The following is a 24,016-nucleotide window of genomic DNA, read 5'->3' as shown; positions in this document are numbered from 1 at the left end:
TGCGCTCCGCGCAATCCAGCTCGCCAGGCGGCACCCGTGAGCGCACATCAGCCAAATCCAGCCCCGCCGGCGTTTGAGGCGTGGGGGTCCCCCCGGACGGAGTCTGGGGGAGGGTCCGGGGCGGAGCCCCGATTCGTAAGCCGCACCCGGGGGCCTGGGTCAGGTCAGGTGGGTGAGGGCTTCGGGGAGGGGGAGTTCCTCGCGGTGGCCCGTCGCGCGGTGTTGGAGTTCGACGATGCCCTCGGCCGAGCGCCGGCCCGCGACCAGGATCCACGGCACGCCGATCAGCTCCGCGTCGGTGAGCTTCACGCCGGGCGACAGCCCGGCCCGGTCGTCCAGCAGGACCCGCCGCCCCGCCTCCGCGAGGGCCTGCGCCGCCTGCTCGGCCAGCGCCAGCGCCAGCGGCACGGCCTTGCCCGCCGCCACCACGTGCACGTCGGCCGGAGCCACGGCCGCCGGCCAGGACAGGCCCCGCTCGTCCGCCGTCTGCTCGGCCAGCGCCGCCACCGCCCGGGAGACGCCGATGCCGTACGAGCCCATCGTGACCCGGACCGGCTTGCCCTCCTTGCCGAGCACGTCCAGGCCGAAGGCGTCGGCGTACTTGCGGCCCAGCTGGAAGATGTGGCCGATCTCGATCGCGCGGTCCAGCCGGAGCCCCGCGCCGCAGGACGGGCAGGGGTCGCCGGGCTCCACGACGACCACGTCCAGGTACCGGTCCACCTCGAAGTCCCGGCCGCAGACCACGTTGCGCGCGTGCGTGTCGGCCTTGTTGGCCCCCGTCACCCAGGCCGTGCCGGGCGCCACCCGGGGATCGGCCAGGTAGCGGACCTTGTCCAGGCCCTGCGGGCCCACGTAGCCGCGTACCAGATCGGGCCGGTCCTCGAAGTCCTCGGCGGTGACGAGCTCGACGGCAGCGGGGGCCAGGTGTTCGCCCAGCTTGCCGAGGTCCACCTCGCGGTCGCCCGGCACGCCCACGGCCACGATCTCGCCGTCCACCTTGACCAGGAGGTTCTTCAGCGTCGCCGAGGCCGGGACGCCGAGATGCGCCGCCAGGGACTCGATCGTCGGGGTGTCGGGGGTGTCCAGCTCCTCGACCGGGCCGTGGTCTGCGGCGGCCGGGACCAGCGCGAAGGTCACCGCCTCGGTGTTCGCCGCGTAGTCGCAGGAGGGGCAGTCCGCGAAGGTGTCCTCGCCGGCCTCCGCGGGCGCCAGGAACTCCTCGGATGCCGAGCCGCCCATCGCCCCCGACACGGCCGAGACGATCCGGTGGTCCAGGCCGAGCCGGGTGAAGATGCGCTGGTACGCGGCGCGGTGCAGCGCGTACGACTCCGCGAGGCCCTCGTCGGACACGTCGAAGGAGTAGGAGTCCTTCATCTGGAACTCGCGGCCCCGCAGCACGCCGGACCGGGGCCGCGCCTCGTCCCGGTACTTCGTCTGGATCTGGTAGAGCATGACCGGCAGGTCCTTGTACGAGGTGCACTGGTCCTTCACCACCAGGGTGAAGATCTCCTCGTGGGTGGGGCCGAGCAGGTAGTCCGCGCCCTTGCGGTCCCTGAGCCGGAACAGCAGGTCCCCGTACTCCGACCAGCGCCCGCTGACCTCGTACGGCTCCTTCGGCAGCAGCGCGGGGAGCAGCACCTCCTGGGCCCCGATCGCGTCCATCTCCTCGCGGACGATGCGCGAGACGTTGTCCAGGACCCGCTTGCCGAGCGGCAGCCACGTCCACACGCCCGCCGAGGTGCGCCGGACGTAGCCGGCGCGGACCAGCAGCCGGTGGCTGAGGGTTTCGGCGTCGGCCGGGTCCTCGCGGAGGGTCTTGGCCATGAGACGGGACATGCGCTGCACGTGGTGAGTGGACATGCCGGGAGATTACCGGCGGCCGCACGGGCCTGGGTACCGCGTTTCTCCGGAGGCGCGGGCCGCGGCTCAGGGCCTGGGCAGGGGCAGCGGGGCGCCCATGACGGCGTACGGGAGGCTCGCGCTCGGGAAGTGGACCTGGCGGGCGAGGTCCGCGTAGCCGAGGGCCCGGTAGAGGCCGCGGGCGGGGCTGTCGGTGTCGATGGCGGAGAGGATCGAGCGGGGTTCGGCGGCGCTGTCGGTGATCTCGGTGATCAGCGCGCGGCCGACGCCGTGGCCCTGGAACCCGGGGTGGACGTGCAGTTCGGTGATCACGAAGGAGCCGTCGAGCCAGTCCTCGTGGCCGCCCGCCCGCAGGTAGGGCTCGACGATGGTGGACCACCAGTGGGTGCGGTCGTTGGGCATCCCGTAGACGAATCCGGTGAGGGCGCCGTCCTCGGCGAAGGCTCCCAGCGCGCGGGCGCCGCGGCAGGTCATGTGGCGCTGCACGATGTAGCGCCGGATGCCCACCTCCTCCTCGCTGAGGCCGAAGGCGACGGCCTGCACGCGCAGGGCCTCGTCCACCCGGGCGGCGAGGTCGAGGGGGCCGATGCGGACTCCGGAAGGCAGCATGCGGCGACCTTACTTCGCGGTAGGGAGGGGCCGGAACGGGTTGGGCGGGTTCAGAACAGGACGCTCATGAAGGCGCCGACCTCGCGGAAGCCCACCCGCCGGTACGAGGCCCGGGCGGCGGTGTTGAAGTCGTTCACGTAGAGGCTGACCACGGGTGCCACGTCGCGCAGCGCGTAGGCGACGACGGCGGCCATCCCGGTCTCCGAGTAGCCGCGGCCGCGGAACTCGGGGGCCACCCACACGCCCTGGATCTGGCAGGCGCCGGCGGTGGCGGCGCCGATCTCGGCCTTGAAGACGATCTTCCCGTTCTCGATGCGGGCGAAGGAGCGGCCGCTGCCGACGAGTTCGGCGACCCTGGCCTGGTAGAGCAGTCCGCCGTCACCGGCCATCGGCGAGATGCCGACCTCCTCGGTGAACATGGCCACGCAGGCGGGCATGATCAGGTCCATCTCGTCCTTGCGGACGCGGCGGACCAGCGGGTCGGCCGCGACCGTGGCGGACGGGCTCTCGATGATCATGAGCGGCTGGTGGGAGCGCACGTCGCGGGCGGGTCCCCAGCTGGGCTCCAGGAGCTGCCACAGCAGCCGGGTGGGCTCGGAGGGGCCCACGATGGAGGAGCAGCGGCGGCCGGTGCGGCGGGCGCGGTCGGCGAAGGCGCGGACGGCGTCGGGTTCCGCGCACACGGGGACCAGGTTGGCGCCCGCGTAGCAGAGGGACCGGAGCTCGCCGTCGGCGTACCACCCCCACATCTCGCCGCCCAGGCGCCACGGGTCGAGCCCGGCGACCTGGACCCGGGAGGTGACGAACGCGTTCTCGACCGGCTCGCGTCCGAGGACGTCGAGCGCGGCGTCGAGATCACCGGGCTCAAGGACCCGGGTGGTGGTCTGCGTCAACACTGGGGCCTCACCGTACAAGTCTGCTGATCTCCGCACTGTACCCGCCGGGGCGGACGGATGCCCGGTCTCCCAGGTCACGAAAAAGCCCCGGCCCCGCCCGCGAGCTGCGGGAACGGGGCCGGGGCACTGCTCGTGCGGATCAGACGCCGATGGCGACCGTCGGCTCGCCCGATGCCACGCCGTCCTTCTCCATCTGCTCTGCGATCTTCATCGCCTCTTCGATGAGGGTCTCGACGATCTTCGACTCGGGGACGGTCTTGATGACCTCGCCCTTCACGAAGATCTGGCCCTTGCCGTTGCCGGAGGCCACGCCCAGGTCGGCCTCGCGGGCCTCGCCGGGGCCGTTGACGACGCAGCCCATGACCGCGACGCGCAGCGGGACCTCCATGCCCTCCAGGCCGGCCGTGACCTCTTCGGCCAGCTTGTAGACGTCGACCTGGGCGCGTCCGCAGGACGGGCAGGAGACGATCTCCAGGCGGCGCGGCTTGAGGTTCAGCGACTCCAGGATCTGGTTGCCGACCTTGACCTCCTCGACCGGCGGCGCGGAGAGGGAGACGCGGATGGTGTCGCCGATGCCCTCGGAGAGCAGGGCGCCGAAGGCGACGGCGGACTTGATGGTGCCCTGGAAGGCGGGGCCGGCCTCGGTGACGCCGAGGTGCAGCGGGTAGTCGCAGGCGGCGGCGAGCTGGCGGTAGGCGTTGACCATGACGACCGGGTCGTTGTGCTTGACCGAGATCTTGATGTCGCCGAAGCCGTGCTCCTCGAAGAGGGAGGCCTCCCACAGCGCGGACTCGACCAGCGCCTCGGGGGTGGCCTTGCCGTACTTCTTCAGCAGCCGGGCGTCGAGGGAGCCGGCGTTCACACCGATGCGGATCGGCGTGCGCGTCTCGTTCGCGGCCTTCGCGATCTCCTTGACCTTGTCGTCGAACTGCTTGATGTTGCCCGGGTTCACGCGGACGGCGGCGCAGCCGGCGTCGATCGCGGCGAACACGTACTTGGGCTGGAAGTGGATGTCGGCGATGACCGGGATCTGCGACTTCTTCGCGATGACGGCGAGGGCGTCCGCGTCGTCCTGGGTGGGGCAGGCCACCCGGACGATGTTGCAGCCGGAGGCGGTCAGCTCGGCGATCTGCTGGAGCGTGGCGCCGATGTCGGAGGTGCGGGTGGTGGTCATCGACTGCACCGAGATGGGCGCGTCGCCGCCGACGGCCACCGATCCGACCTGGATCTTGCGGCTGACCCTGCGGTCGGCAAGCTTCGTCGGCACGGCCGGCATTCCGAGAGAGATGGCAGTCATCTGCTGTGCAACCCCAAGGTGTGGATCAAGGTCCCGAGATCGGCGGGCTCCAGGCTTCGAGATTACGCCAATCACGGTGCGGCCCTCGCATCCGAGGGGTGGTGCCACCCGAACGTAGGGAGCCGGGCACGATGGGTGCCCGGCTCCCCGGTGTGTCGTGTAGGCCCCGCCGGCTCAGGTGATCTTGATGGGGTTGACCACGTCCGCCACCATCACCAGCAGCGTGAAGCAGATGAAGAGCCCGGCCACCACGTAGGCCACCGGCATCAGCTTGGCCACGTCGAACGGGCCGGGGTCGGGGCGCCGGAAGACCCGGGCCACGTTGCGCCGGACCGACTCCCACAGGGCGCCCGCGATGTGCCCGCCGTCGAGCGGGAGCAGCGGCAGCATGTTGAACAGGAACAGCGAGAGGTTGAAGCCGGCCAGCAGGTTGAGGAAGAACACCAGCTGGTGCTGGGCGGGGATGTCGAGGGTGAAGATCTCACCGCTGACCCGCGCCGCGCCGACCACGCCCATGGGGCTGTCCTGGGCGCGCTCGGCGCCGTTGAAGGCCGCGTTCCACAGGTCGGGGACCTTGGACGGCAGGTCGATCAGGGACTGCACGCCGGCCGCCATCATCTCGCCCATGCGGTCCACGGACTGGCCGAAGGACTGCGGGACGTAGCCGGAGGCGGGGGCGAAGCCGAGGAAGCCGGCCGTGACGTACTGGTCCTTGACGTACGCGCCGTCGCCGTCGGTCTTGGCGACCTTGTTCTCGATCAGGTTCGCCGTGAGGGCGACCTTCTCGCCCGCCCGCTCCACGGTGATCGTGGCGGGGCCGACGGTGGCGCGGATGTCCTTCTGCAGGGCGGACCAGTCCTCGACCGGGCGGCCGTTGAAGGCGACGATCTTGTCGCCGGCCTTGAGGCCCGCCGCCTTGGCGGGGGCGGCCGGGTCGCCGGGGACGCACTTGTCGCGCTTCTCGCTCTGCTGGATGACGCAGTCCGAGACGGTGGCGACCGTGGTGGTCTGGGTGTTCAGCCCGAAGGTCATCAGCGTGGTGAGGAAGATCGCCACGGCCAGGACCAGGTTCATGAACGGCCCGGCGAACATCACGATCACGCGCTTCCACGGCTTGCGCGTGTAGAAGAGCCGGCTCTCGTCCCCGGGCTGGAGCTCCTCGTACGCGGCCGAGCGCGCGTCCTCGATCATCGACCGGAACGGCGAGGTGGATCGGGCGGTGACCTTGCCGTCCTCGCCGGGCGGGAACATCCCGATCATGCGGATGTAGCCGCCCATCGGGATGGCCTTGATCCCGTACTCGGTCTCGCCCTTCCTCCGCGACCAGATGGTCGGGCCGAAGCCCACCATGTACTGCGGCACCCGGATGCCGAAGAGCTTGGCCGTGGAGAGGTGTCCGAGCTCGTGCCACGCGATGGAGACCAGCAGGCCGACCGCGAAGATCACGATCCCGAGCACCGTCATCAGCAGTGTCATGCGCTCGCCTCCACGGCGGCCCGCGCCGCCATCTCCCGCGCCCGGGCCCTGGCCCAGGCCTCTGCTTCAAGGACGTCCCGGACGGTCAGGGAGGTTCCCGACTCCGGTGTCCCGTGCTCGTCGACCACGGCAGAGACGGTATCCATGATTGCTGTGAACGGCAGCCGACCTGCCAGGAACGCCTCGACGCACTCCTCGTTGGCCGCGTTGAACACGGCCGGTGCGGTGCCGCCGAGGGTGCCCACGTGCCGGGCCAGGCCGACCGCCGGGAAGGCCTCGGTGTCCAGCGGGAAGAACTCCCACGTGGACGCCTTGGTCCAGTCGAAGGCGGGGGCCGCGTCCGGGATCCGCTGGGGCCAGCCGAGGCCGATCGCGATGGGGCCGCGCATGTCCGGCGGGGTGGCCTGGGCGAGCGTGGAGCCGTCGGTGAATTCGACCATCGAGTGCACGTAGGACTGGGGGTGGACCACGACCTCGATGCGGTCGAAGGGGATGTCGTAGAGCAGGTGCGCCTCGATGACCTCGAGGCCCTTGTTGACCAGTGTGGCGCTGTTGACCGTGATGACCGGTCCCATGGCCCAGGTGGGGTGCGCGAGGGCGTCCTGGACGGTGACGCCGGCCAGCTGGGCGCGGGTGCGGCCGCGGAAGGGCCCGCCGGAGGCGGTGACGACGAGCTTGCGGACATCGGCCCGGGTCCCGGCGGCGAGCGCCTGGAAGAGCGCGGCGTGCTCGGAGTCCACCGGGATGATCTGGCCGGGCTTCGCCAGGGCCTTGACCAGGGGGCCGCCGACGATCAGCGACTCCTTGTTGGCCAGTGCCAGCGTCCGGCCCGCCCGGAGCGCGGCGAGGGTGGGCGCGAGGCCGATGGAGCCGGTGATGCCGTTGAGGACGGTGTGGCACTCGGAGGCCGCGAGCTCGGCCGCCGCGTCCGGCCCGGCCAGGATCTCGGGCAGCGGCTCGGACGCGCCGTAGCGGGCGCTCAGCGCCTCTTTCAGGGCCGGTACGACGTCCTCGCGGGCGACGGCCACCGCGTTGACCCCGAGCTGCCACGCCTGCTCGGCCAGCAGCTCGACGCGGCCGCCGGCGGCGGACAGCGCGGTCACCCGGAACCGGTCCGGGTGGCGCAGGGCCAGGTCGATGGCCTGGGTGCCGATGGAACCGGTGGACCCGAGGATGACGATGTCCCGGCGGCCGGCCGCGGGGTCGAAGAGGAGGTGCGGATCGGCGAGGGGGGCTGGGCGGTCGCTCATGCCCCCCATTGTTGCCGGAAGTCAGGAGCGGCCCGACACGGAGCCCCCTTCGGTGACCCGCAGGAGGAGGTGCGGCAGCGTTCCGGCGAAGTCGGGGAGCGTGACGGCGACGCGCCACCAGGCGTCCGGATCGGCGCCCAGGGCCAGGGCGAACAGCCGGTCGGCCTCGGCCCGGGCGGCGAGCACCGGTTCGGCCCGGTCGTGGCGGTCGGGGTGGTCCACCTCGCCCAGCCAGTGGCCCTCGTCCAGGGCCCAGCAGGCGGGCGCCTTGTGCCGGATCACGTCCTCGCCGGTGAGCAGCCCGCGGGCCAGGCAGTCGCGCACCCAGCGGATGTCCTCCTCGACGGACGGCATGGGCACGGCGAGGCTGGCCAGGGCGAGTTCGCGGTCCACGCCCCCGGCGGGCCGGACGGCCTGCGGGGCCAGGGAGCGCACCGCGTCGGCGAGCCCGGGCACGTCCGGTCCGGCGGCGGCTTCCGGCAGGGTGCCGCGCACGATCCGGGCCACGAGGACCGGCAGGGTGCCGCGGAAGGCGGGGGCGCGGCGCAGCAGCTCCGACCAGAGCCGGGGGTCGTCCCGCAGCGGGCGCAGGGCCCGGGCGACGGCCGTGCGCATCCCGGCCCGTTCGGGCAGGGACCAGCGCAGGCCCCTGGTGGCGGGCAGGGCCGTGAGCAGCAGCGTGCGGTGCGCGGGGGCGACGCAGGCGACGAGTTCGTCGCAGGTGAGCAGCCCCATCCGGACGGCACGGACGGCGGGCCGGTGCCACCCGGGCACCGCCGTGTCCCGCGGGCCTGCGTCGAGCAGCGCCCGGCAGGTCTCCCGGGGCAGTGCGCCGGCCAGCAGCAGGGCCTCGACCGCGCCGGGCGGCAGGGGGTCCCGGGCGTGCTCGGCGAGCAGCGTCCCGGGGTCGAGGGGGTCGTGCGGCATCCGCAGCAGGGTGAGCGGGATCCGGGGCCTGCGGCGGTGCCGGCGCAGCAGCGCGATCAGCTCGTCGGTGGTGAACGGCCCGGGGCCGAGCTCCCGCAGCAGTTCGGGCGACGGGCCGGGGCGGGCCGCGTACCGGGCCGGTCCGGGCAGCCCGGGCAGCGGGCGTCCGACGACGTGGGGGTTTCGGGCGACGTACTGCCGGTCCTCCCCGGTGCCGTGGCGCAGCAGCAGGCTGACGGTCGAGGCCGACAGCCACTCGTCGCGGCACAGGTACTTGCGGGCCGGCGCGTCGAGCCGGCCGATCAGGTCGGCGACGACATGGTCCGGTGCGTGGCGCAGCAGGTGCGCCGCGCTCCTGGCCAGCCGCCGGCTGGCACGGTCTTCCTCGGCCGTCGGCATCGTTCTCTCCGCCTTGCCCGTGCTGGTGCGCGTACGGCTGTCCGTACGCGCACTCATCCTCGTACGCCTGTCCGACGTCCGGCGATGATCGCAGGTCAGCGGAGCGGGCGGTGCACGTTTTTCCGTGTCGAGGGGCCGGGGGCGGCGTCCGCGATCCAGGGGCCGTCGCCGGAGGGGTCGATGATGCCCTCCTCCAGCCAGGTGTAGGTGCCGCCCAGCACCCCCTCGACGACCTTCCGGTCGACGGTGTCGGTGTTGGTCCAGAGCCGGCCGAAGAGCTCCTCGACGCGGATCCGGGACTGCCGGCAGAAGGCGTCGGCCAGCTGGTAGGCCTCGCGGCCGTGGTCTCCGGTGGCGCGCAGGTGCTCGGCGCGGACACAGGCCGCGCTCATCGCGAAGAGCTCGGCGCCGATGTCGACGATCCGGCCGAGGAAGCCCTGCTTGGTCTCCATGCGGCCCTGCCAGCGGGACATGGCGTAGAAGGTGGACCGGGCGAGTTTGCGGGCGCCGCGCTCGACGTAGCGCAGGTGGGTGGCGAGGTCGGGGTGGCCCGCGGGGTGGAAGGCGCGGTAGGTCCCGGGCACCTGGCCGGCGCCGGTGGCCAGCTTGGGCAGCCAGCGGGCGTAGAACCCGGCGGCGCGGGCTCCTGCCTTGGCCTTGTCGCCGAGGTCCTTGTCGGGGTCGATGAGGTCGCCGGCGACCGACAGGTGGGCGTCGACGGCCTCGCGGGCGATCAGCAGGTGCATGATCTCGGTCGAGCCCTCGAAGATCCGGTTGATGCGCAGGTCGCGGAGCATCTGCTCGGCGGGGACGGCGCGTTCGCCGCGGGCGGCGAGGGACTCGGCGGTCTCGAAGCCGCGGCCGCCGCGGATCTGGACCAGTTCGTCGGCCATCAGGCAGGCCATCTCCGAGCCGTAGAGCTTGGCGAGGGCGGCCTCGATGCGGATGTCGTTGCGGTCCTCGTCGGCCATCTGGGAGGCGAGGTCGACGACCGCTTCGAGGGCGAAGGTGGTGGCGGCGATGAAGGAGATCTTGGCGCCGACCGCCTCGTGCTTCGCGACCGGCCGGCCCCACTGCTCGCGCACCCCGGACCATTCGCGGGCGATCTTCAGGCACCACTTGCCGGCGCCGACGCACATGGCGGGCAGCGACAGCCGTCCGGTGTTGAGCGTGGTCAGGGCGATCTTGAGGCCGGAGCCCTCGGCTCCGATGCGCTGGGAGGCCGGGACCCGGACCTGGTGGAAGCGGGTGACGCCGTTCTCCAGACCGCGCAGGCCCATGAAGGCGTTGCGGTGCTCGACGGTGATCCCGGGCGAGTCGGCCTCGACGACGAAGGCGGTGATCCCGCCGCGGTGGTTCTCGCTCCGGGGCACCCGGGCCATCACCACGAGCAGGTCGGCGACCACCCCGTTGGTGGTCCACAGCTTCACCCCGTCGAGGACGTACGCGTCCTCCCCGTCCGGAACGGCCGTGGTGGCCAGCCGCGCCGGGTCGGATCCCACGTCCGGCTCGGTGAGCAGGAAGGCGCTGATGGCGGTGGTGGCGCAGCGCGGCAGGTAGGCGTCCTTCTGCTCCTGCGTGCCGAAGATCTTCAGCGGCTGGGGGACGCCGATGGACTGGTGGGCGGAGAGCAGGGCTCCGATGGCCGGGCTGACCGAGCCGACCAGGGCGAGTGCCTTGTTGTAGTAGACCTGGGTGAGGCCGAGGCCGCCGTACTTGGGGTCGATCTTCATGCCGAGGGCGCCGAGCTCTTTCAGCCCGCGCACGGTCTCGTCTGGGATCTTCGCCTCGCGCTCGATGCGGGCCCCGTCAATCTCGTTCTCGCAGAAGGCCCGCAGCCGGGCGAGGAAGGCCTCGCCGCGCCGGACGTCCTCGTCCGCGGGGAGCGGGTGGGGGTGGATCAGGTCGAGCCGCAGCCTGCCGAGGAAGAGCTCCTTGGCGAAGCTGGGCTTGCGCCAGTCCTGTTCCCGGGCCGCTTCCGCGACCTGCCGTGCCTCGCGCTCGGTCACCTTGGGCCGGGCGCCGGGCTGCGTCGCACCGGCGGGCTGCACGGGCTGTGCGGGCTGCGGTGCGGGCTGTGCGGGCTGTGGTGCGGACATGAGGGGGCTCACCTCACCGCCGAGTCGGGTGGCCGGCCGGGCTACCGGCCGGTGCTACCTGTGAGTCGTACCCATTGCGGGCGGTCCGGAAAAGGGGGACGGCCGGAGCCCCCGCACAGTGGACTCCGCACAGGGCCCCTGACCTGCGATTTTCTCCTCCCGTCTGCACAAATACGCAGCGATTCAGCCCGCCTTTTCACTCATCTGCCCGAACGGGCGATCCTCCAATGGATCACGTGGTACAACCCTGGTGGGTGGGTCCCATCGGAGGGGTGGCGATGCGGTGACCGGGTTATTGGAGCCGTTGGGTGTAGGTGCTGCGGAGAGTGCGGTCTATCTGCGGACGATCTCCGCACCAGGCAGCACGGTGGCCGAACTGGCGGACTGTCTCGGGATGGCTCCCGGCCGGGTTCGCGGGCTGCTGGCCCGTCTGGTGGAGGCCGGGCTGATAACACGGGTGACTGGCAGGCCGGTTCGCTATCTGCCCGCGCCCCCGGATGTGGCAGTGGACGCTCTGGTCCGGCGCCGTCAGGAGGAGCTGGAGCAGGTGCGGGGCTACGCTCGCACGTTGGCCCGGAGGCTGGAGGAAGCTCCGCGCCAGGGTGTCGCCGGCATGATCGACCTGATCGAGGGTGAACAGGCGGTGGTGGAACACGCGGTGAGGCTCCAGATGGGGGCACGGCAGGAGGTGCTGATCGTCGACTGCCCGCCCTACCTCTACAGTCCCGCCCCCGGAAACCAGCAGGAAGCGCAGTCGATGCGCCGCGGTGTGCAGTACCGGGCCGTCTATCACGCACCGATCCTGGACGAACCCGGCCGGATGGAAGACCTGTTGGCCAATGCCGCCGTGGGCGAGGAAGCGCGGGTCCTGCCGTCGGTCCGCATGAAGATGCTCATCGCCGACCGCCGGCAGGCGCTGATCCCGGTGAGTTTCGAGGCCACCGAGCTGCGCAGTGTGATCCTGGTCCATGCGTCGCCGCTGCTGTCCGCTCTCGTGACCTCGTTCGAGCATCTGTGGGAGCAGGCTGTCCCGCTGTCCGGGTGCCGGAACGCCGAGGGCCCGGACAAGTCCGACCGCGACATGCTCACCATGCTCGCCGCCGGGATGAAGGACCGGGCGATCGCACGGGCGCTGGGCATCACCGAGCGCAGCGTCACCCGGCGCATGGCCCGGCTACTGAACACCCTCGGCGCGGAGACCCGGTTCCAGGCCGCACTGCAGGCGGCCAAGCGGGGCTGGCTGTAGCCGCGCCGCGCCCCCTGTCCGGTTCCGGCATCCCCTTCGGGCCACGTCCACTAACCGTCGAACGTCTGCTTTCAGACGCGCGCGACGGCCTGACCGGTACCTGACAGCGTGGCTAGAGTGCGCTTCGCCCCGACATCCCCACGCCTTCGGGAAGGAACGCAACGGCATGATACGAAGAGTGCTCGCGTGCTGCGTCACCACGGCTGTGGCCTGCCTGATCCCCCTCACCTGGGCCGCCCCCGCGCAATCACAGCCGGCGCCGCAGTCGGCTCAGCGGTCGAACTACATCGTGACGTTCAAGAGCTCGGTCGAGAATCCGGCCGGTGTCGCCGACCAGCAGGCCCGGAAGCTGGGCGGCGAGGTCAAGTCCGTCTACCGGAATGCGCTGAAGGGTTATGCCGCGACGCTGCCCGACTCCGAGGTCGCCCGCCTGCGGTCCGATCCCCAGGTCGCCTCGGTCGAGCCCGACCAGGTCGCCAGGATCACTGAACAGACCGTGCCGACCGGTGTCCAGCGCGTCTTCGCCGACGAGAATGCCGCCCTCGACATCGATGGCGTGGACGACGTGCGCACCGATGCCGACATCGCGATCCTGGACACCGGCGTCGACCACGACCACCCCGACCTCGACGTGGTCGGCCGCACCAACTGCGCCTACGGATTCGCGGGCTGCGACGACAACGACAACGACCAGAACCTGGACGACAATCACGGGCACGGCACCCACGTGGCCGGCTCCGCGGCGGCGATCGACAACGGCACGGGAGTAGTCGGCGTCGCGCCGGGCGCCCGGCTGTGGTCGGTCAAGGTGCTCAACGATTCGGGCAGCGGCTCCTTCAGCGACATCGCGGAAGGCCTCGACTGGGTGGCCGCCCGTTCGACGACGATCGAGGTCGTCAACATGAGCCTGGGCTGCGAGTGCACCAGCGACGCCATCTCCACCGCCATCACCAACCTCGTCGACAAGGGCGTCGTGGTCGTCGTGGCCGCGGGCAACAGCAGCAAGAACGCGTCCACCTTCTTCCCGGCCAACCACCCCGACGTGATCACCGTCTCGGCGCTGGCCGACTTCAACGGCGCTCCCGGCGGCGGGGCCCCCTCGACCTGCCGGGCCGAAACCGACGACACCCTCGCCGACTTCTCCAACTTCGGCTCCACCGTGGACATCGCCGCACCCGGCACGTGCATCTACTCGACGTCTCTGGACGGCGGCTACGCCACCCTGTCCGGAACCTCGATGGCCAGCCCGCACGTGGCCGGCGCAGCCGCCTACTACGCCGCCCTGGACAACCCGGCCGGCCGCGCCGACGTGATGAAGATCCGCGACGACCTGCTCTCCACCGCGAACTCCGGCTGGACCGACGACTCCGGCGACGGCATCAAGGAACCCCTCCTCGACGTCGCGGCGCCCGCCGACCCCACCAAACCCAGAGCCGGCTTCACCGCCGGCTGCGGGCCGACGACATGCAGCTTCGACGCTTCGAGCACCACCGATGACGGCACCATCACCTCGTATCGGTGGACGTTCGGCGACGGCACCACCGGTACCGGAAAGACCGTCTCGCACACCTACGCACCCGACAAGGTCTACACCGTCACCCTGACCGTCACCGACAACACCGGCAAGACCGACGACACCAGCCAAGGCGTCATCGTCGGCAACCCGCCGCCCACCGCGTCCTTCACCCACAGCTGCGGCAGCCCGCGCACCTGCTCGTTCGACGCCTCCGCCTCGGCAGACCCCGGCGGCTCGATCAGCACCTACGCGTGGACGTTCGGTGACGGGACCACCGGCACCGGCAAGGTCCTCTCGCACACCTACCCCGCCCCCGGCGGCGGCACGTACACGGTGAAACTGACCGTGACCGACAACCAGGGCAAGACCGCCACCATCAGCAAGACGATCACCGCGCCGCCCAACAAGCTCCCCGTACCGGTGATCAAGCACGGTTCGTGCAGCGCGACCTCGCACAACTGCTTCCTGGACGGCTACCAGACCCGTGACCCCGACGGCGGCATCTACAGCACCTTCACCTACATGTGGGACTTCGGCGACGGCACCACCGCCACCGGGATCATCCACAACCACCGGTTCCCCGCAGCCGAAACCTACACCGTGAAACTTACCGTCACCGACGACGAGGGCACCAGCGCGACCACCACCAAGTCCGTCACGGCGCCGTAACCCACCGGTCACCTGCACCCTGGGATACGGAAAGACGGCCGGAGCCCCCGCACAGTAGGCTCCGGCCGTCGGCTTTTCGGCCGTACGAGATCAGATGTCGAGGCCGGTCAGGACCAGGACTCGCTCGTACGTGTAGTCGTCCATCGCGTAGCGGACACCCTCGCGGCCCACACCGGACTGCTTGACGCCGCCGTAGGGCATCTGGTCGGCGCGGTAGGACGGCGCGTCGCCGACGACCACGCCGCCGACCTCGAGCTCGCGGTGGGCGCGGAAGGCGACCTGGATGTCGCGGGTGAAGACGCCGGTCTGCAGACCGAACTTGGAGTCGTTCACCGCGGCGAAGGCCTCGTCGGTGTTCTCGACCCGGGTCAGGGTGAGGACCGGCCCGAAGACCTCCTCGGTCGCGAGCTTGACGCCCGCCGGGACCTCCGCGAGCACGGTGGGCTCGTACGAGGCACCCTCGCGCTTGCCGCCGGTGAGCAGCTTGGCTCCGGCGGACACGGCCTCGTCGACCCAGGTCTCGACGCGCTTGGCGGCGTCCTCGGAGACGAGGGGGCCGACGTCGGTGGCGGAGTCGGACGGGTCGCCGGTGACCTGGGCCTGTACCTTCGCGACGACCTTCTCGACGAGGCGGTCGTAGACGGAGGCGTCGGCGATCACGCGCTGCACGGAGATGCAGGACTGGCCGGCCTGGTAGTTCGAGAAGGTCGCGATACGGGTCGCGGCCCAGTCGAGGTCGGCCTCGGAGGACCAGTCGGCGAGGACCACGGCCGCGGCGTTGCCGCCGAGCTCCAGCGTGCAGTGCTTGTGGGGCACCGACTGCTGGATGGCGTAGCCGACGGTGTCGGAGCCGGTGAAGGAGATGACGGGCAGGCGCTCGTCCTTGACCAGGGCGGGCATCTTCTCGTTCGCGACCGGCAGGACCGACCAGGAGCCGGCCGGGAGGTCGGTCTCGGCGAGCAGCTCGCCCAGGATCAGCCCGGACAGCGGCGTGGCCGGCGCGGGCTTGAGGATGATCGGCGCGCCGACGGCGATGGCCGGGGCCACCTTGTGGGCGCACAGGTTCAGCGGGAAGTTGAAGGGCGCGATGCCGAGGACGGGGCCCTTGACGAAGCGGCGGGTCAGCGCGAGACGGCCGACGCCGCCGGCGTCGGTGTCGAGGCGCTGGGCCTCTCCGCCGTTGAAGCGGCGGGCCTCTTCGGCGGCGAAGCGGAACACGGACACCGCACGGCCGACCTCGCCGCGCGCCCACTTGATGGGCTTGCCGTTCTCGGCGGAGATCAGCTGGGCGATCTCCTCGGTGCGCTCGGCGAGCCGCTTGGACACGTGGTCCAGGGCGGCGGCACGCACGTGGGCGGGGGTCGCGGAGAACTCCGCCGTCACGGCGTACGCCGCGGCCACGGCCTCTTCGACCTGGGCGTCGGTGGGCACGCTGACCGTGCCGACCAGGCGTCCGTCCCACGGGGAGTGGACGTCGAAGCTGTCCTCGCCGGTGGCCAGGCGGCCGGCGAGCCAGAAGGCGTGGGTGGAAGTCATGCGAATCCCGGCCCTTCGAGTGTGCGGTGGGGGCTTGTCCCCTCCACCGTAGGACTCGGCGGGGCTTTCGGCGTTTAGCCGGGGTGGAGCGGCCGCCGTCCCGGCTTCGCCGGTTTGTCACTGTCGGTCGGGTTCAGCCGGTGTTCGGGGAGGCCTTGAGGGCGAGCCACAGCTCCATCCGGACGTCCGGATCGTCCAGGGAGCGGCCGAGGATCTCCTCGACCCTCTTCATCCGGTAGCGCAGGGTGTGCCGGTGCACGCCGAGGTCGGCCGCGGCCGCGTCCCACTGGCCGTGGCGGGAGAGCCAGGCCTGCAGGGAGGCCACCAGGTCGCCGCGGCCGGTCGCGTCGTGCTCCCGCAGTGCGCGCAGGGTGCCGTCCGCGAAGGCCCGTACGGCGTCGTCGGCCAGCAGGGGCAGGACCGAGCCCGCCGCCATCTCCTCGTGCTCCACCATCGGCCGGCCCCGCCGCCGGGCCACGGCCAGGGCCTGGTCGGCCTGTTTCAGGGCGGCCGCGACGGTCGCCGGCCCGGCCGGCGCGGACAGGCCGACCACCAGTTCGTCGGGCTCGGGACCGGCGGCGTCCCGGCCGCGCCGCGCCTCCAGCGACTCCGCGTGGTCCATGCACGCCTGTACGGCCGCTCCGCCGTCGGCGGCCAGCACGACGAGCCGGCCCGGCTCCGGGACCAGCAGCAGCGGCTCCCCGGTGCGGGACGCGGCCGACTCCACCGTGTCGGCCAGCAGGGCCAGCCCCTCCGGCTGGGCGGTGCCCGGCAGCGCCGCCTCGGCCGTGATCAGCCGGAACGGCGCTTCGAGCAGGGCCCCGTACAGGTCCCCGGCGACGGCCCGCGCGTGCTCCGCCTCCCCGGCCAGCAGCATCCGCAGCACCGCGGCCCCCAGCCGGGACTCGGCGTCGTGCAGCGAGCGGGAGCGCTCGGTGGTGAGGGTGAGCAGCGCGACCGCGGAGTGCACGGCGTACCGCTCGGCCGTGCCCAGCGGGGCTCCGGTGCCGACGGCCAGGGCGCCGCGCGCCCGCCGCCCCGTGCCCAGCGACTGGAGTTCGACGCGGTCCTCCGAGCCTCCGACGACGGCGCTCGCGGGCGCGGGCCGCTCCCGCAGCCGCTCCACGTCCGGGGTGAGCCGGGCGGCGCGCCGGGCGGCCCAGTCGGGGGCGGCCGCCACGACCGAGCCCGAGGCGTCGTACAGCGCGGCCCAGCCGTGCACGTGCGCGGCCAGCCTGGCCAGCAGCTCGGCGGGCCCGTCGGCGGACAGCGCGGCCCGGGTCAGCTCGCGCTGCGCCTCGAAGCCGGCGGTGACGGCCCGGTACTGGTCGGCGGCGAGCGCGGCGGAGACGGCCTTGCTGATGGCGAGGAAGGGGGTGCGCCGCGGCACCTCCAGCAGCGGCATGTCCTCCTTGCGGGCGGCCTCGACGAGGGCTTCGGGGATGGCCTCGTAGTTGACGCCGACCGCGAAGCCGATGCCGACGACCCCGGCCGCGGCGAGGCGGCGCACGTAGGGGCCCATCTCCCGCGGGTCCTCCGCGTCCAGCTTCATCGCGGTGATCAGGAGCAGCTCCCCGCCCTCCATGTAGGGCACGGGGTCGGCGAGCTCGCTGACGTGGGCCCAGCGGACGGGGGTGTCGAGGCGGCCCTCCCCCGCCCGGACACTGAGTTTGAGGGCCGAGTGCTGGACGAGCGAGGCGAGGGTGAGCGGCATCGTTACCGGGGGCCTTAGCGGGAGGGGACGGCGGAAGGGGTCCGGCTGAAGGGCATCAGAGGGGCCGCACCCGATTTCGCCGTGTCGTATGAACGGCTCCCCTCGATTCTGCCACCTCGTACGGGTCTGTTCAGGTCGTTCCGCCGAGCCGGACCAGCAGCGGAGCCGCCCGCTCCCCTTCGATCGAGGTCAGCGACAGCACCGCGTGCCCGGGCGGTACGGCGTGCGCCAGGTCGGAGGCGGACCACCGCTCGCGCTCCACCTGGCGCACGGTGACCGCGTCGGTGGTGACGGCCTTGCCGGTGACGAGCTTGCGGAAGGCGTGGATCAGCCGGGTCAGGGGCTGGTCGGCGAAGACCGTGCGGTGGGTGACGTCGCGCGTCTCCACCCATTCGGTGCCCCAGGCCTCGGCGAAGCGCTTGCCGTCCCAGGTGGTGACCCCGGAGAAGGCCATGCGGCAGCCGACCGCGCCGAGCAGCGGCGTCCGCAGTTCCTCCGGTACGTCGTCCAGCGTGCGCAGCGTGAGCAGGACTCCCGCGTTCGCCGAGCGCAGCCGCTGTACGCCCCGGACGGTCTGCGGGGTCAGGGTGTGCGAGGCGTCGTCGAAGGCGAGGTACGCGAAGAGGGAGCGGTCGGTGCGGGCGGCCGCGGCGGCGTTGAACTGGGCGAGCAGCAGCCGGGCCAGCATCCGGGAGGCGTCGGCGTGGCCGCGCTCGGGCAGGTCGACGCGGACGCGGATCGGGTGTTCGAGGGTGCGCAGGGAGAACGGCCGGTTCTGGCCGGTGGTGTCGAAGAAGGCGGCGAAGGCGGGCCGGTCGAGCAGCGCCACCCGGTCGGCGAGGGCCGGTCCGGGATCGCCGGGGGCCCGGTGCTGCCGCTCCCGCGCGTCGAGCTCGCGCAGCATCGCGTGCTGTCCGGCCGCGGCCAGTTCCCGGCGCAGCGCGCCGAAGGCGTCGGGCAGCGGGTCGAGCAGTTCGCGCAGCTCGGGCACGGCGGGGAAGCGGCCGCGGGCGGCCTTGAACGGGCCGAGCAGCTGGGCGAGCGCGGTCGCGGCCCGGCGCACCTCGATGCCGGGGACGTCCCCGACGAAGGCTTCGGCGAGGAGGGTGGCGGCCTCGTCGGGGTCGGTGGTGCCGCCGTAGAGGTCGAGGTCGTAGACGGACTCGGGGTCGCCGACGCGGACCACGACGTCGTACGCGGCGTCCGGGCCGAGCTGGGCCCCGGCCGCGCCGACGGCGACGACCGCGGCCTGCCCGGCGAGCGCCTGGAGCGCGAGGGACTCCACGACCGGCCGCACCAGGCGCAGGGTCTTGCCGGATCCCGAGGGCCCGACGGCCAGCAGCGAGGTGCCCAGGACGCCGGGGTCCAGGGCGAGCGAGGTGCCGCGCCGGACGTAGGGGTTGCGCGGGCCGTCCTCGACGGTGCCGAGCCTCACCTGCCGGGCCAGCAGGTCGTGGCGGGCGGCGCGCACGGGCAGGTCCCGCGCCCCGGACGGGTGCACGCAGGCCCCGGCGCCCTTGTCCCGCACGGCCTCGGCGAAGGCCCGCAGCCGGGACGGGTCGACGCGCACGGAGTCCCAGGCCCGCCGGATCCGGGTGTAGTCCACGTCGTTCATCCGCCCGGCCCCGGCCTCCCCCTCGAGCCGGTCGGCGGCCTCGTGCAGGCCGGCCGCCCGCAGCTGCGGCCAGCGCGCGGGGTCCTCGGCGCCGCCGGGCTCGGGCCGGGCCGGTGCCGCGGTGTGCACGGCGCGGACGGGGCGGCTGGTGAGGATCCGGCGGCCCAGTTCGGCCCAGCGGCCGAGCCGTCCGAAGCCGGTGAGGAGGATGGCGGCGACCACGCCGTACCAGATGTACGCGGCCACCACCGAGGGGAGCGTCCCGGCCCAGGAGTCGGGGGTGAACATGTAGAGGGGCCAGAGCCAGAAGCCGCCGAGGTAGCCGTTCCACAGCAGGGACCACAGGAGCAGCCCGGCGAGCAGGGCGATCAGGGCGCCGCTGACCAGTTGGCGGGTCGGGGTCTCGTCGGGCTCCTCGGCGGCCCGCGGCACGTGTCCGTACGACCAGACGCCGGGCCCGTCCGAGGCGCGCGGGACGCGCAGCCACTCCGCCAGCGAGGGGCCGGCGGCGGGCGCGTGGGCGGGCCGGGGCGGGAGACCTGGCGGCGGGCCGGCCGGCCGGGGGATGCGCCCGGTACCGGGCGGGCGCGTCTCGTGCGTGCCGTCGGTGTCCATGAAACCCCTGCCCCCTGCCCGTTCCTGCGCTGCGCCGCTCAATGTAGTTGCCCGGCGGCGGCCGTGGGCCGTACCCGCACAGGGTTTCGCCGCGCCGTCCGACAAGATCCCTCCGCGTCCTTCCTATGGCCGTCACGGACAAGGACACGCGGGCACCACTCCCGAACGGAGCATGCAGTACCCCCTCTGCCGGGCCTAGCCTGCGGACAAAGACACAAGTGCGTCCGAAAACACCCCCCAGGAGCCCTCTATGACCGCTGTCCCGCAGGAGCGCCGCATCGTCACCGCGATCCCCGGCCCCAAGTCGCAGGAGCTGCAGGCCCGCCGCCTCGAGACGGTGGCCGGCGGCGTGGGCTCCGTGCTCCCCGTCTTCACGGCCCGCGCGGGCGGCGGCATCATCGAGGACGTCGACGGCAACCGCCTGATCGACTTCGGCTCCGGCATCGCCGTGACCTCGGTCGGCGCCTCCGCCGAGGCCGTCGTGCGCCGCGCCTCCGCGCAGCTCGCGGACTTCACCCACACCTGTTTCATGGTCACCCCCTACGAGGGCTACGTGGAGGTCTGCGAGGCCCTCGCCGAGCTGACCCCCGGTGACCATGCCAAGAAGTCGGCGCTGTTCAACTCCGGCGCCGAGGCCGTCGAGAACGCCGTCAAGATCGCCCGTTCGTACACCAAGCGCCAGGCCGTCGTCGTCTTCGACCACGGCTACCACGGCCGTACGAACCTCACGATGGCGCTGACCTCGAAGAACATGCCGTACAAGAACGGCTTCGGTCCGTTCGCCCCCGAGGTCTACCGCGTCCCGGTCGCCTACGGCTACCGCTGGCCCACCGGCGCCGAGAACTGCGGCCCCGAGGCCGCCGCCCAGGCGATCGACCAGATCACCAAGCAGATCGGCGCCGACAACGTCGCCGCGATCATCATCGAGCCGGTGCTCGGCGAGGGCGGCTTCATCGAGCCGGCGAAGGGCTTCCTCCCGGCGATCGTGAAGTTCGCCAAGGACAACGGCATCGTCTTCGTCGCCGACGAGATCCAGTCCGGCTTCTGCCGCACCGGCCAGTGGTTCGCGTGCGAGGACGAGGGCATCGTCCCCGACCTGATCACCACCGCCAAGGGCATCGCGGGCGGTCTGCCGCTCGCCGCCGTGACCGGCCGCGCCGAGATCATGGACTCCGCGCACGCGGGCGGCCTGGGCGGCACCTACGGCGGCAACCCGGTGGCCTGCGCCGGTGCGCTCGGCTCCATCGAGACCATGAAGGAGCTCGACCTCAACGCCGCGGCGAAGAAGATCGAGTCCGTCATGAAGACCCGCCTGACGGCCATGCAGGAGAAGTACGAGATCATCGGCGACATCCGCGGCCGCGGCGCCATGATCGCGATCGAGCTCGTCAAGGACCCCGCGTCCAAGACCCCGTTCCCGGAGGCGGCCGGCGCGCTCGCCAAGGCCTGCCACGCCGAGGGCCTGCTCGTCCTCACCTGCGGCACCTACGGCAACGTGCTCCGCTTCCTCCCCCCGATCGTCATCGGCGAGGACCTGCTGAACGAGGGCCTGGACATCCTCGAGGCCGCGTTCGCGGGCATCTGATCGAACAGCGGGAACAAGCGAGCGGAGCGCCCGATTTCTACCGCCGGTAACGGTCGGACGCTGTGAAGAAGGTGTGGGGGGCCGATGGCGGGTGCGCGTTCCCGCTGTCGGCCCCCCTCTCGCTGCCGTACGGTTTCTGCAGATGAGTGAAACACCCCGCTCCCGGGCAACCGAGGGCGATTCCGGTACCGGGCTTCCCCAGCGCCGTACTGGGCATGCGTTCGCGCACACTCCTCACCGATCGGACAGCCGACCGCCCCAAACCCCCCGGGGCGAGCGGCAACCCGATCCGGGCGGCCGTCCCGGAACCATCCCCCCTGTTCCGGGACGGCCGGCCACTCCTCTCCTCGCCGCCGCGCTCTGCGGCCTGCTCTTCTCCCTGATCACCTGGCAGGTGCTGGTCTCCGGCCCGCTGCTGGAGCCGGACCACGCGCTGAGCCGCGCCCTGGTCCGCACGGTCCCGGACTCCGTCACCGAGCGCCTCTCGGACCTCGGCAACGTCCCCGTCGCCGTGCCCGTCCTCGCCCTGGCCATGGCCTACGCCGCCTGGCGCGGCCGGCGCCTGGCGGCCGGGGCCGCCGCGCTGGCGATGGCCCTGGTGCCGGCCCTGGTCATCCCGTTCAAGCTGTGGACCGCCCGCCCGGGCCCCCTGGAGCCCTGGGCCGCCGGCTACTTCCCCTCGGGCCACACCGCCACCGCGGCCGTCGCCTACCTCGGCGCGGCCCTGCTCGTGCGCCCGTACACCCGCCGGGCATGGCCGACGGCCGCCGCCCTGGTCCTCACGGGGGCGACGGCCGTCGGGCTGGTGCTGCGGGGCTGGCACTGGCCGCTGGACGTGGTGGCCAGCCTGCTGATGTGCGCGCCCCTGCTGCTCGGCGTCGGGTGGGTCAGCCGGCGGACCCCGGGAAGTACGCGTCGAAGTTCCGGCTGAACTCCCATCCCCCGAAGCGGTCCCAGTTGATCGACCACGTCATCAGGCCGCGCAGGGCGGGCCAGGTGCCGTGCGTCTGGTAGGCGCCGCAGTTCGTCTTCTTCGTCAGGCAGTCCAGGGCCTTGTTCACCTCGGCGGGCGGGGTGTGGCCGTTGCCCGCGTTCGTCGTGGCCGGGAGGCCGATGGCCACCTGCTCGGGGCGCAGCGGCGGGAAGACCCGGGCGGTGTTGCCGGCGACCGGGAAGCCGGTGAGCAGCATGTCGGTCATGGCGATGTGGAAGTCGGCGCCGCCCATGGAGTGGTACTGGTTGTCCAGGCCCATGATCGGGCCCGAGTTGTAGTCCTGGACGTGGAGCAGGGTGAGGTCGTCGCGCAGGGCGTGGATGACCGGCAGGTAGGCGCCGGCGCGCGGGTCCTGGCCGCCCCACGGGCCGGAGCCGTAGAACTGGTAGCCGAGCTGGACGAAGAAGGTCTCGGGGGCCATGGTCAGGACGAAGTCCGGGCCGTACCTTGCCTTCAGGGTCTGCACGGCCGAGATCAGGTTGACGATGACGGGGGTGGTGGGCGCCCGGAAGTCGGTGTCGCCGGTGGCAAGCGAGAGGGAGTGGCCCTCGAAGTCGATGTCGAGGCCGTCGAGGCCGTACTCGTCGATGATCCTGCCGACCGAGGAGACGAAGGTGTCGCGGGCGGCCGTGGTGGCGAGCTGTACCTGGCCGTTCTGGCCGCCGATCGAGATCAGCACCTTCTTGCCCGCGGCCTGCTTGGCCTTGATGGCCGCCTTGAACTCGGCCGGGGTCTCCACGTTCGGGCACTCGGCGACCGGGCAGAGCTGGAAGCGGATGTCGCCGGAGGTCACCGAAGTCGGTTCGCCGAAGGCGAGGTTGACGACGTCCCAGGAGGCGGGCACGTCCGCCATCCGCACGTAGCCGGAGCCGTTGGCGAAGCTCGCGTGCAGGTAGCCGACCAGCGCGTGCGCGGGCAGGCCGCCACCGCCGCCACCGCCACCGCTCGTCGTGGTCACGGAGACGGGCGCGCTCTTCGGGGACTCGCCCGCCGCGTTCACCGCGCTGACCCGGAAGGTGTAGGTCGTGGACGCGGCGAGGCCGGTCACGCCCGCCGAGGCGGAGGGGACGGACACGGGCGCCGCGCCATCCCGGTGGACGGTGTACGAGGTGGCACCGGGCACCGAGGACCAGGACAGGGAGACCGAGGTCGACGAGGTGGCGCTCGCGCTCAGGCCGGTGGGGGCGGCCGGGGGCTGGGGCTGGCCGGGGCCGCCGGGGTCGGGGCCGACCAGGGTGAGGTCGTCGGTGAAGTGGGCGGGCTGGCCGTACCAGCCGTGCGTGTACACCGTCACGGAGGTGGTCGACGGGCCGGTGCGGAAGCCGGTCGTCAGCTGCTTCCAGGCGCCCGGGGTCTGGGTCCAGGTGGACACGTCCGTGGTGCCGGTGCCGGTCACGCCGAGGTACACGTACGCGCCCTGCACCCAGGCGGCCAGCGTGTAGGCGGAGTCGGGCTTGACGGTGACGGTCTGGGCGCAGCGGGCGTTGTCCTGTCCGGCCGGGGTGGCCTTGAGGGCCGAACTCCCGCCGTGCGCCGGGGTGGTGACGGTCGTTCCGCTGCCCGCCGAGCAGCTCCAGCCGTCGAGGCCGGCCTCGAAGCCGCCGTTGCGTACGAGGTCGGCGTCGGCCGCGGCGGCCGGCGGGCCCGCGGCGAGGAAGCCGGCCGCCGCCAGGGCGGCGGCCGTGAGGAGGGACCAGGCTCTGCGCACAACTG

The 24,016-nt window shown here is 72.4% G+C and carries 16 protein-coding genes; 4 read left to right on the top strand and 12 right to left on the bottom strand.

Annotated features, from left to right (window positions below):
• Positions 1 to 159: 159 nt before the first annotated feature.
• The 8 genes from ACFWP3_RS13305 to ACFWP3_RS13270 all read right to left on the bottom strand — a co-directional run bounded on the left by ACFWP3_RS13305 (position 160) and on the right by ACFWP3_RS13270 (position 10,813).
• Complete coding sequence (locus ACFWP3_RS13305; RefSeq protein ID WP_384219761.1) at positions 160 to 1,860, bottom strand: proline--tRNA ligase; 1,701 nt, start codon at positions 1,858 to 1,860, stop codon at positions 160 to 162.
• A gap of 66 nt (positions 1,861 to 1,926) precedes the next feature.
• Entirely contained in the window at positions 1,927 to 2,469 is a 543-nt protein-coding gene (locus tag ACFWP3_RS13300) for a GNAT family N-acetyltransferase (RefSeq protein ID WP_384219759.1), read from the bottom strand.
• Positions 2,470 to 2,519: 50 nt separating this feature from the next.
• Positions 2,520 to 3,365, bottom strand: a complete 846-nt coding sequence (locus ACFWP3_RS13295) for a GNAT family N-acetyltransferase (protein ID WP_384219757.1) — start codon at positions 3,363 to 3,365, stop codon at positions 2,520 to 2,522.
• 139 nt (positions 3,366 to 3,504) lie between these two features.
• The gene (gene ispG / locus ACFWP3_RS13290; RefSeq protein WP_384219755.1) at positions 3,505 to 4,662 is read right to left on the bottom strand and encodes a flavodoxin-dependent (E)-4-hydroxy-3-methylbut-2-enyl-diphosphate synthase; all 1,158 of its coding nucleotides are present in this window, start codon (positions 4,660 to 4,662) and stop codon (positions 3,505 to 3,507) included.
• A gap of 174 nt (positions 4,663 to 4,836) precedes the next feature.
• Positions 4,837 to 6,138, bottom strand: coding sequence for a M50 family metallopeptidase (locus ACFWP3_RS13285; protein ID WP_384219752.1), 1,302 nt, complete (start codon positions 6,136 to 6,138; stop codon positions 4,837 to 4,839).
• Entirely contained in the window at positions 6,135 to 7,388 is a 1,254-nt protein-coding gene (dxr, locus tag ACFWP3_RS13280; protein ID WP_384219749.1) for a 1-deoxy-D-xylulose-5-phosphate reductoisomerase, read from the bottom strand. The genes ACFWP3_RS13285 and dxr overlap by 4 nt, the downstream gene beginning before the upstream one ends.
• Before the next feature lie 21 nt (positions 7,389 to 7,409).
• Complete coding sequence (locus ACFWP3_RS13275) at positions 7,410 to 8,771, bottom strand: hypothetical protein (RefSeq protein WP_384219746.1); 1,362 nt, start codon at positions 8,769 to 8,771, stop codon at positions 7,410 to 7,412.
• A 38-nt stretch (positions 8,772 to 8,809) separates the two neighbouring features.
• A complete protein-coding gene (locus ACFWP3_RS13270) occupies positions 8,810 to 10,813 on the bottom strand; it encodes an acyl-CoA dehydrogenase family protein (RefSeq protein WP_384219744.1) in 2,004 nt (667 codons plus the stop codon).
• A 250-nt stretch (positions 10,814 to 11,063) separates the two neighbouring features.
• Between ACFWP3_RS13270 and ACFWP3_RS13265 the strand changes: the two genes are divergently transcribed.
• On the top strand, positions 11,064 to 12,059 hold the full coding sequence (locus ACFWP3_RS13265; protein WP_384219741.1) for a helix-turn-helix domain-containing protein: 996 nt from the start codon (positions 11,064 to 11,066) through the stop codon (positions 12,057 to 12,059).
• Between the two features lie 166 nt (positions 12,060 to 12,225).
• Positions 12,226 to 14,244, top strand: a complete 2,019-nt coding sequence (locus ACFWP3_RS13260; protein WP_384219739.1) for a PKD domain-containing protein — start codon at positions 12,226 to 12,228, stop codon at positions 14,242 to 14,244.
• A gap of 90 nt (positions 14,245 to 14,334) precedes the next feature.
• Here the strand turns inward: ACFWP3_RS13260 and ACFWP3_RS13255 are convergent, their stop codons facing one another.
• The 3 genes from ACFWP3_RS13255 to ACFWP3_RS13245 form a co-directional block, all read right to left on the bottom strand.
• The gene (locus tag ACFWP3_RS13255; protein ID WP_361753438.1) at positions 14,335 to 15,780 is read right to left on the bottom strand and encodes an aldehyde dehydrogenase family protein; all 1,446 of its coding nucleotides are present in this window, start codon (positions 15,778 to 15,780) and stop codon (positions 14,335 to 14,337) included.
• A gap of 133 nt (positions 15,781 to 15,913) precedes the next feature.
• Positions 15,914 to 17,494 (bottom strand): PucR family transcriptional regulator, encoded by a 1,581-nt coding sequence (locus ACFWP3_RS13250; protein ID WP_384219737.1) that lies wholly within the window; start codon positions 17,492 to 17,494, stop codon positions 15,914 to 15,916.
• A 130-nt stretch (positions 17,495 to 17,624) separates the two neighbouring features.
• A complete protein-coding gene (locus ACFWP3_RS13245) occupies positions 17,625 to 19,724 on the bottom strand; it encodes an ATP-binding protein (protein ID WP_384219735.1) in 2,100 nt (699 codons plus the stop codon).
• A 250-nt stretch (positions 19,725 to 19,974) separates the two neighbouring features.
• Here ACFWP3_RS13245 and gabT point away from each other — a divergent pair, with 250 nt between their 5' ends.
• Together gabT and ACFWP3_RS13235 are read left to right on the top strand one after the other, a co-directional pair.
• Complete coding sequence (gabT, locus tag ACFWP3_RS13240; protein ID WP_384219732.1) at positions 19,975 to 21,309, top strand: 4-aminobutyrate--2-oxoglutarate transaminase; 1,335 nt, start codon at positions 19,975 to 19,977, stop codon at positions 21,307 to 21,309.
• A 394-nt stretch (positions 21,310 to 21,703) separates the two neighbouring features.
• Positions 21,704 to 22,240, top strand: a complete 537-nt coding sequence (locus ACFWP3_RS13235) for a phosphatase PAP2 family protein (protein ID WP_384219731.1) — start codon at positions 21,704 to 21,706, stop codon at positions 22,238 to 22,240.
• On the opposite strand, the gene ACFWP3_RS13230 is transcribed toward ACFWP3_RS13235, so the two are convergent.
• Positions 22,197 to 24,011 carry a chitinase gene (locus tag ACFWP3_RS13230; RefSeq protein WP_384219728.1) on the bottom strand — a complete coding sequence of 605 codons (1,815 nt, stop codon included), beginning with the start codon at positions 24,009 to 24,011 and terminating at the stop codon, positions 22,197 to 22,199. The genes ACFWP3_RS13235 and ACFWP3_RS13230 overlap by 44 nt on opposite strands.
• Positions 24,012 to 24,016: the final 5 nt, after the last annotated feature.

This window comes from Streptomyces sp. NPDC058525 (genome assembly GCF_042719495.1).
Classification (GTDB): Bacteria; Actinomycetota; Actinomycetes; order Streptomycetales; family Streptomycetaceae; genus Streptomyces.
The sequence above is the reverse complement of the archived record's forward strand: the minus strand, read 5'-3'. Positions and strand labels throughout refer to the sequence as shown.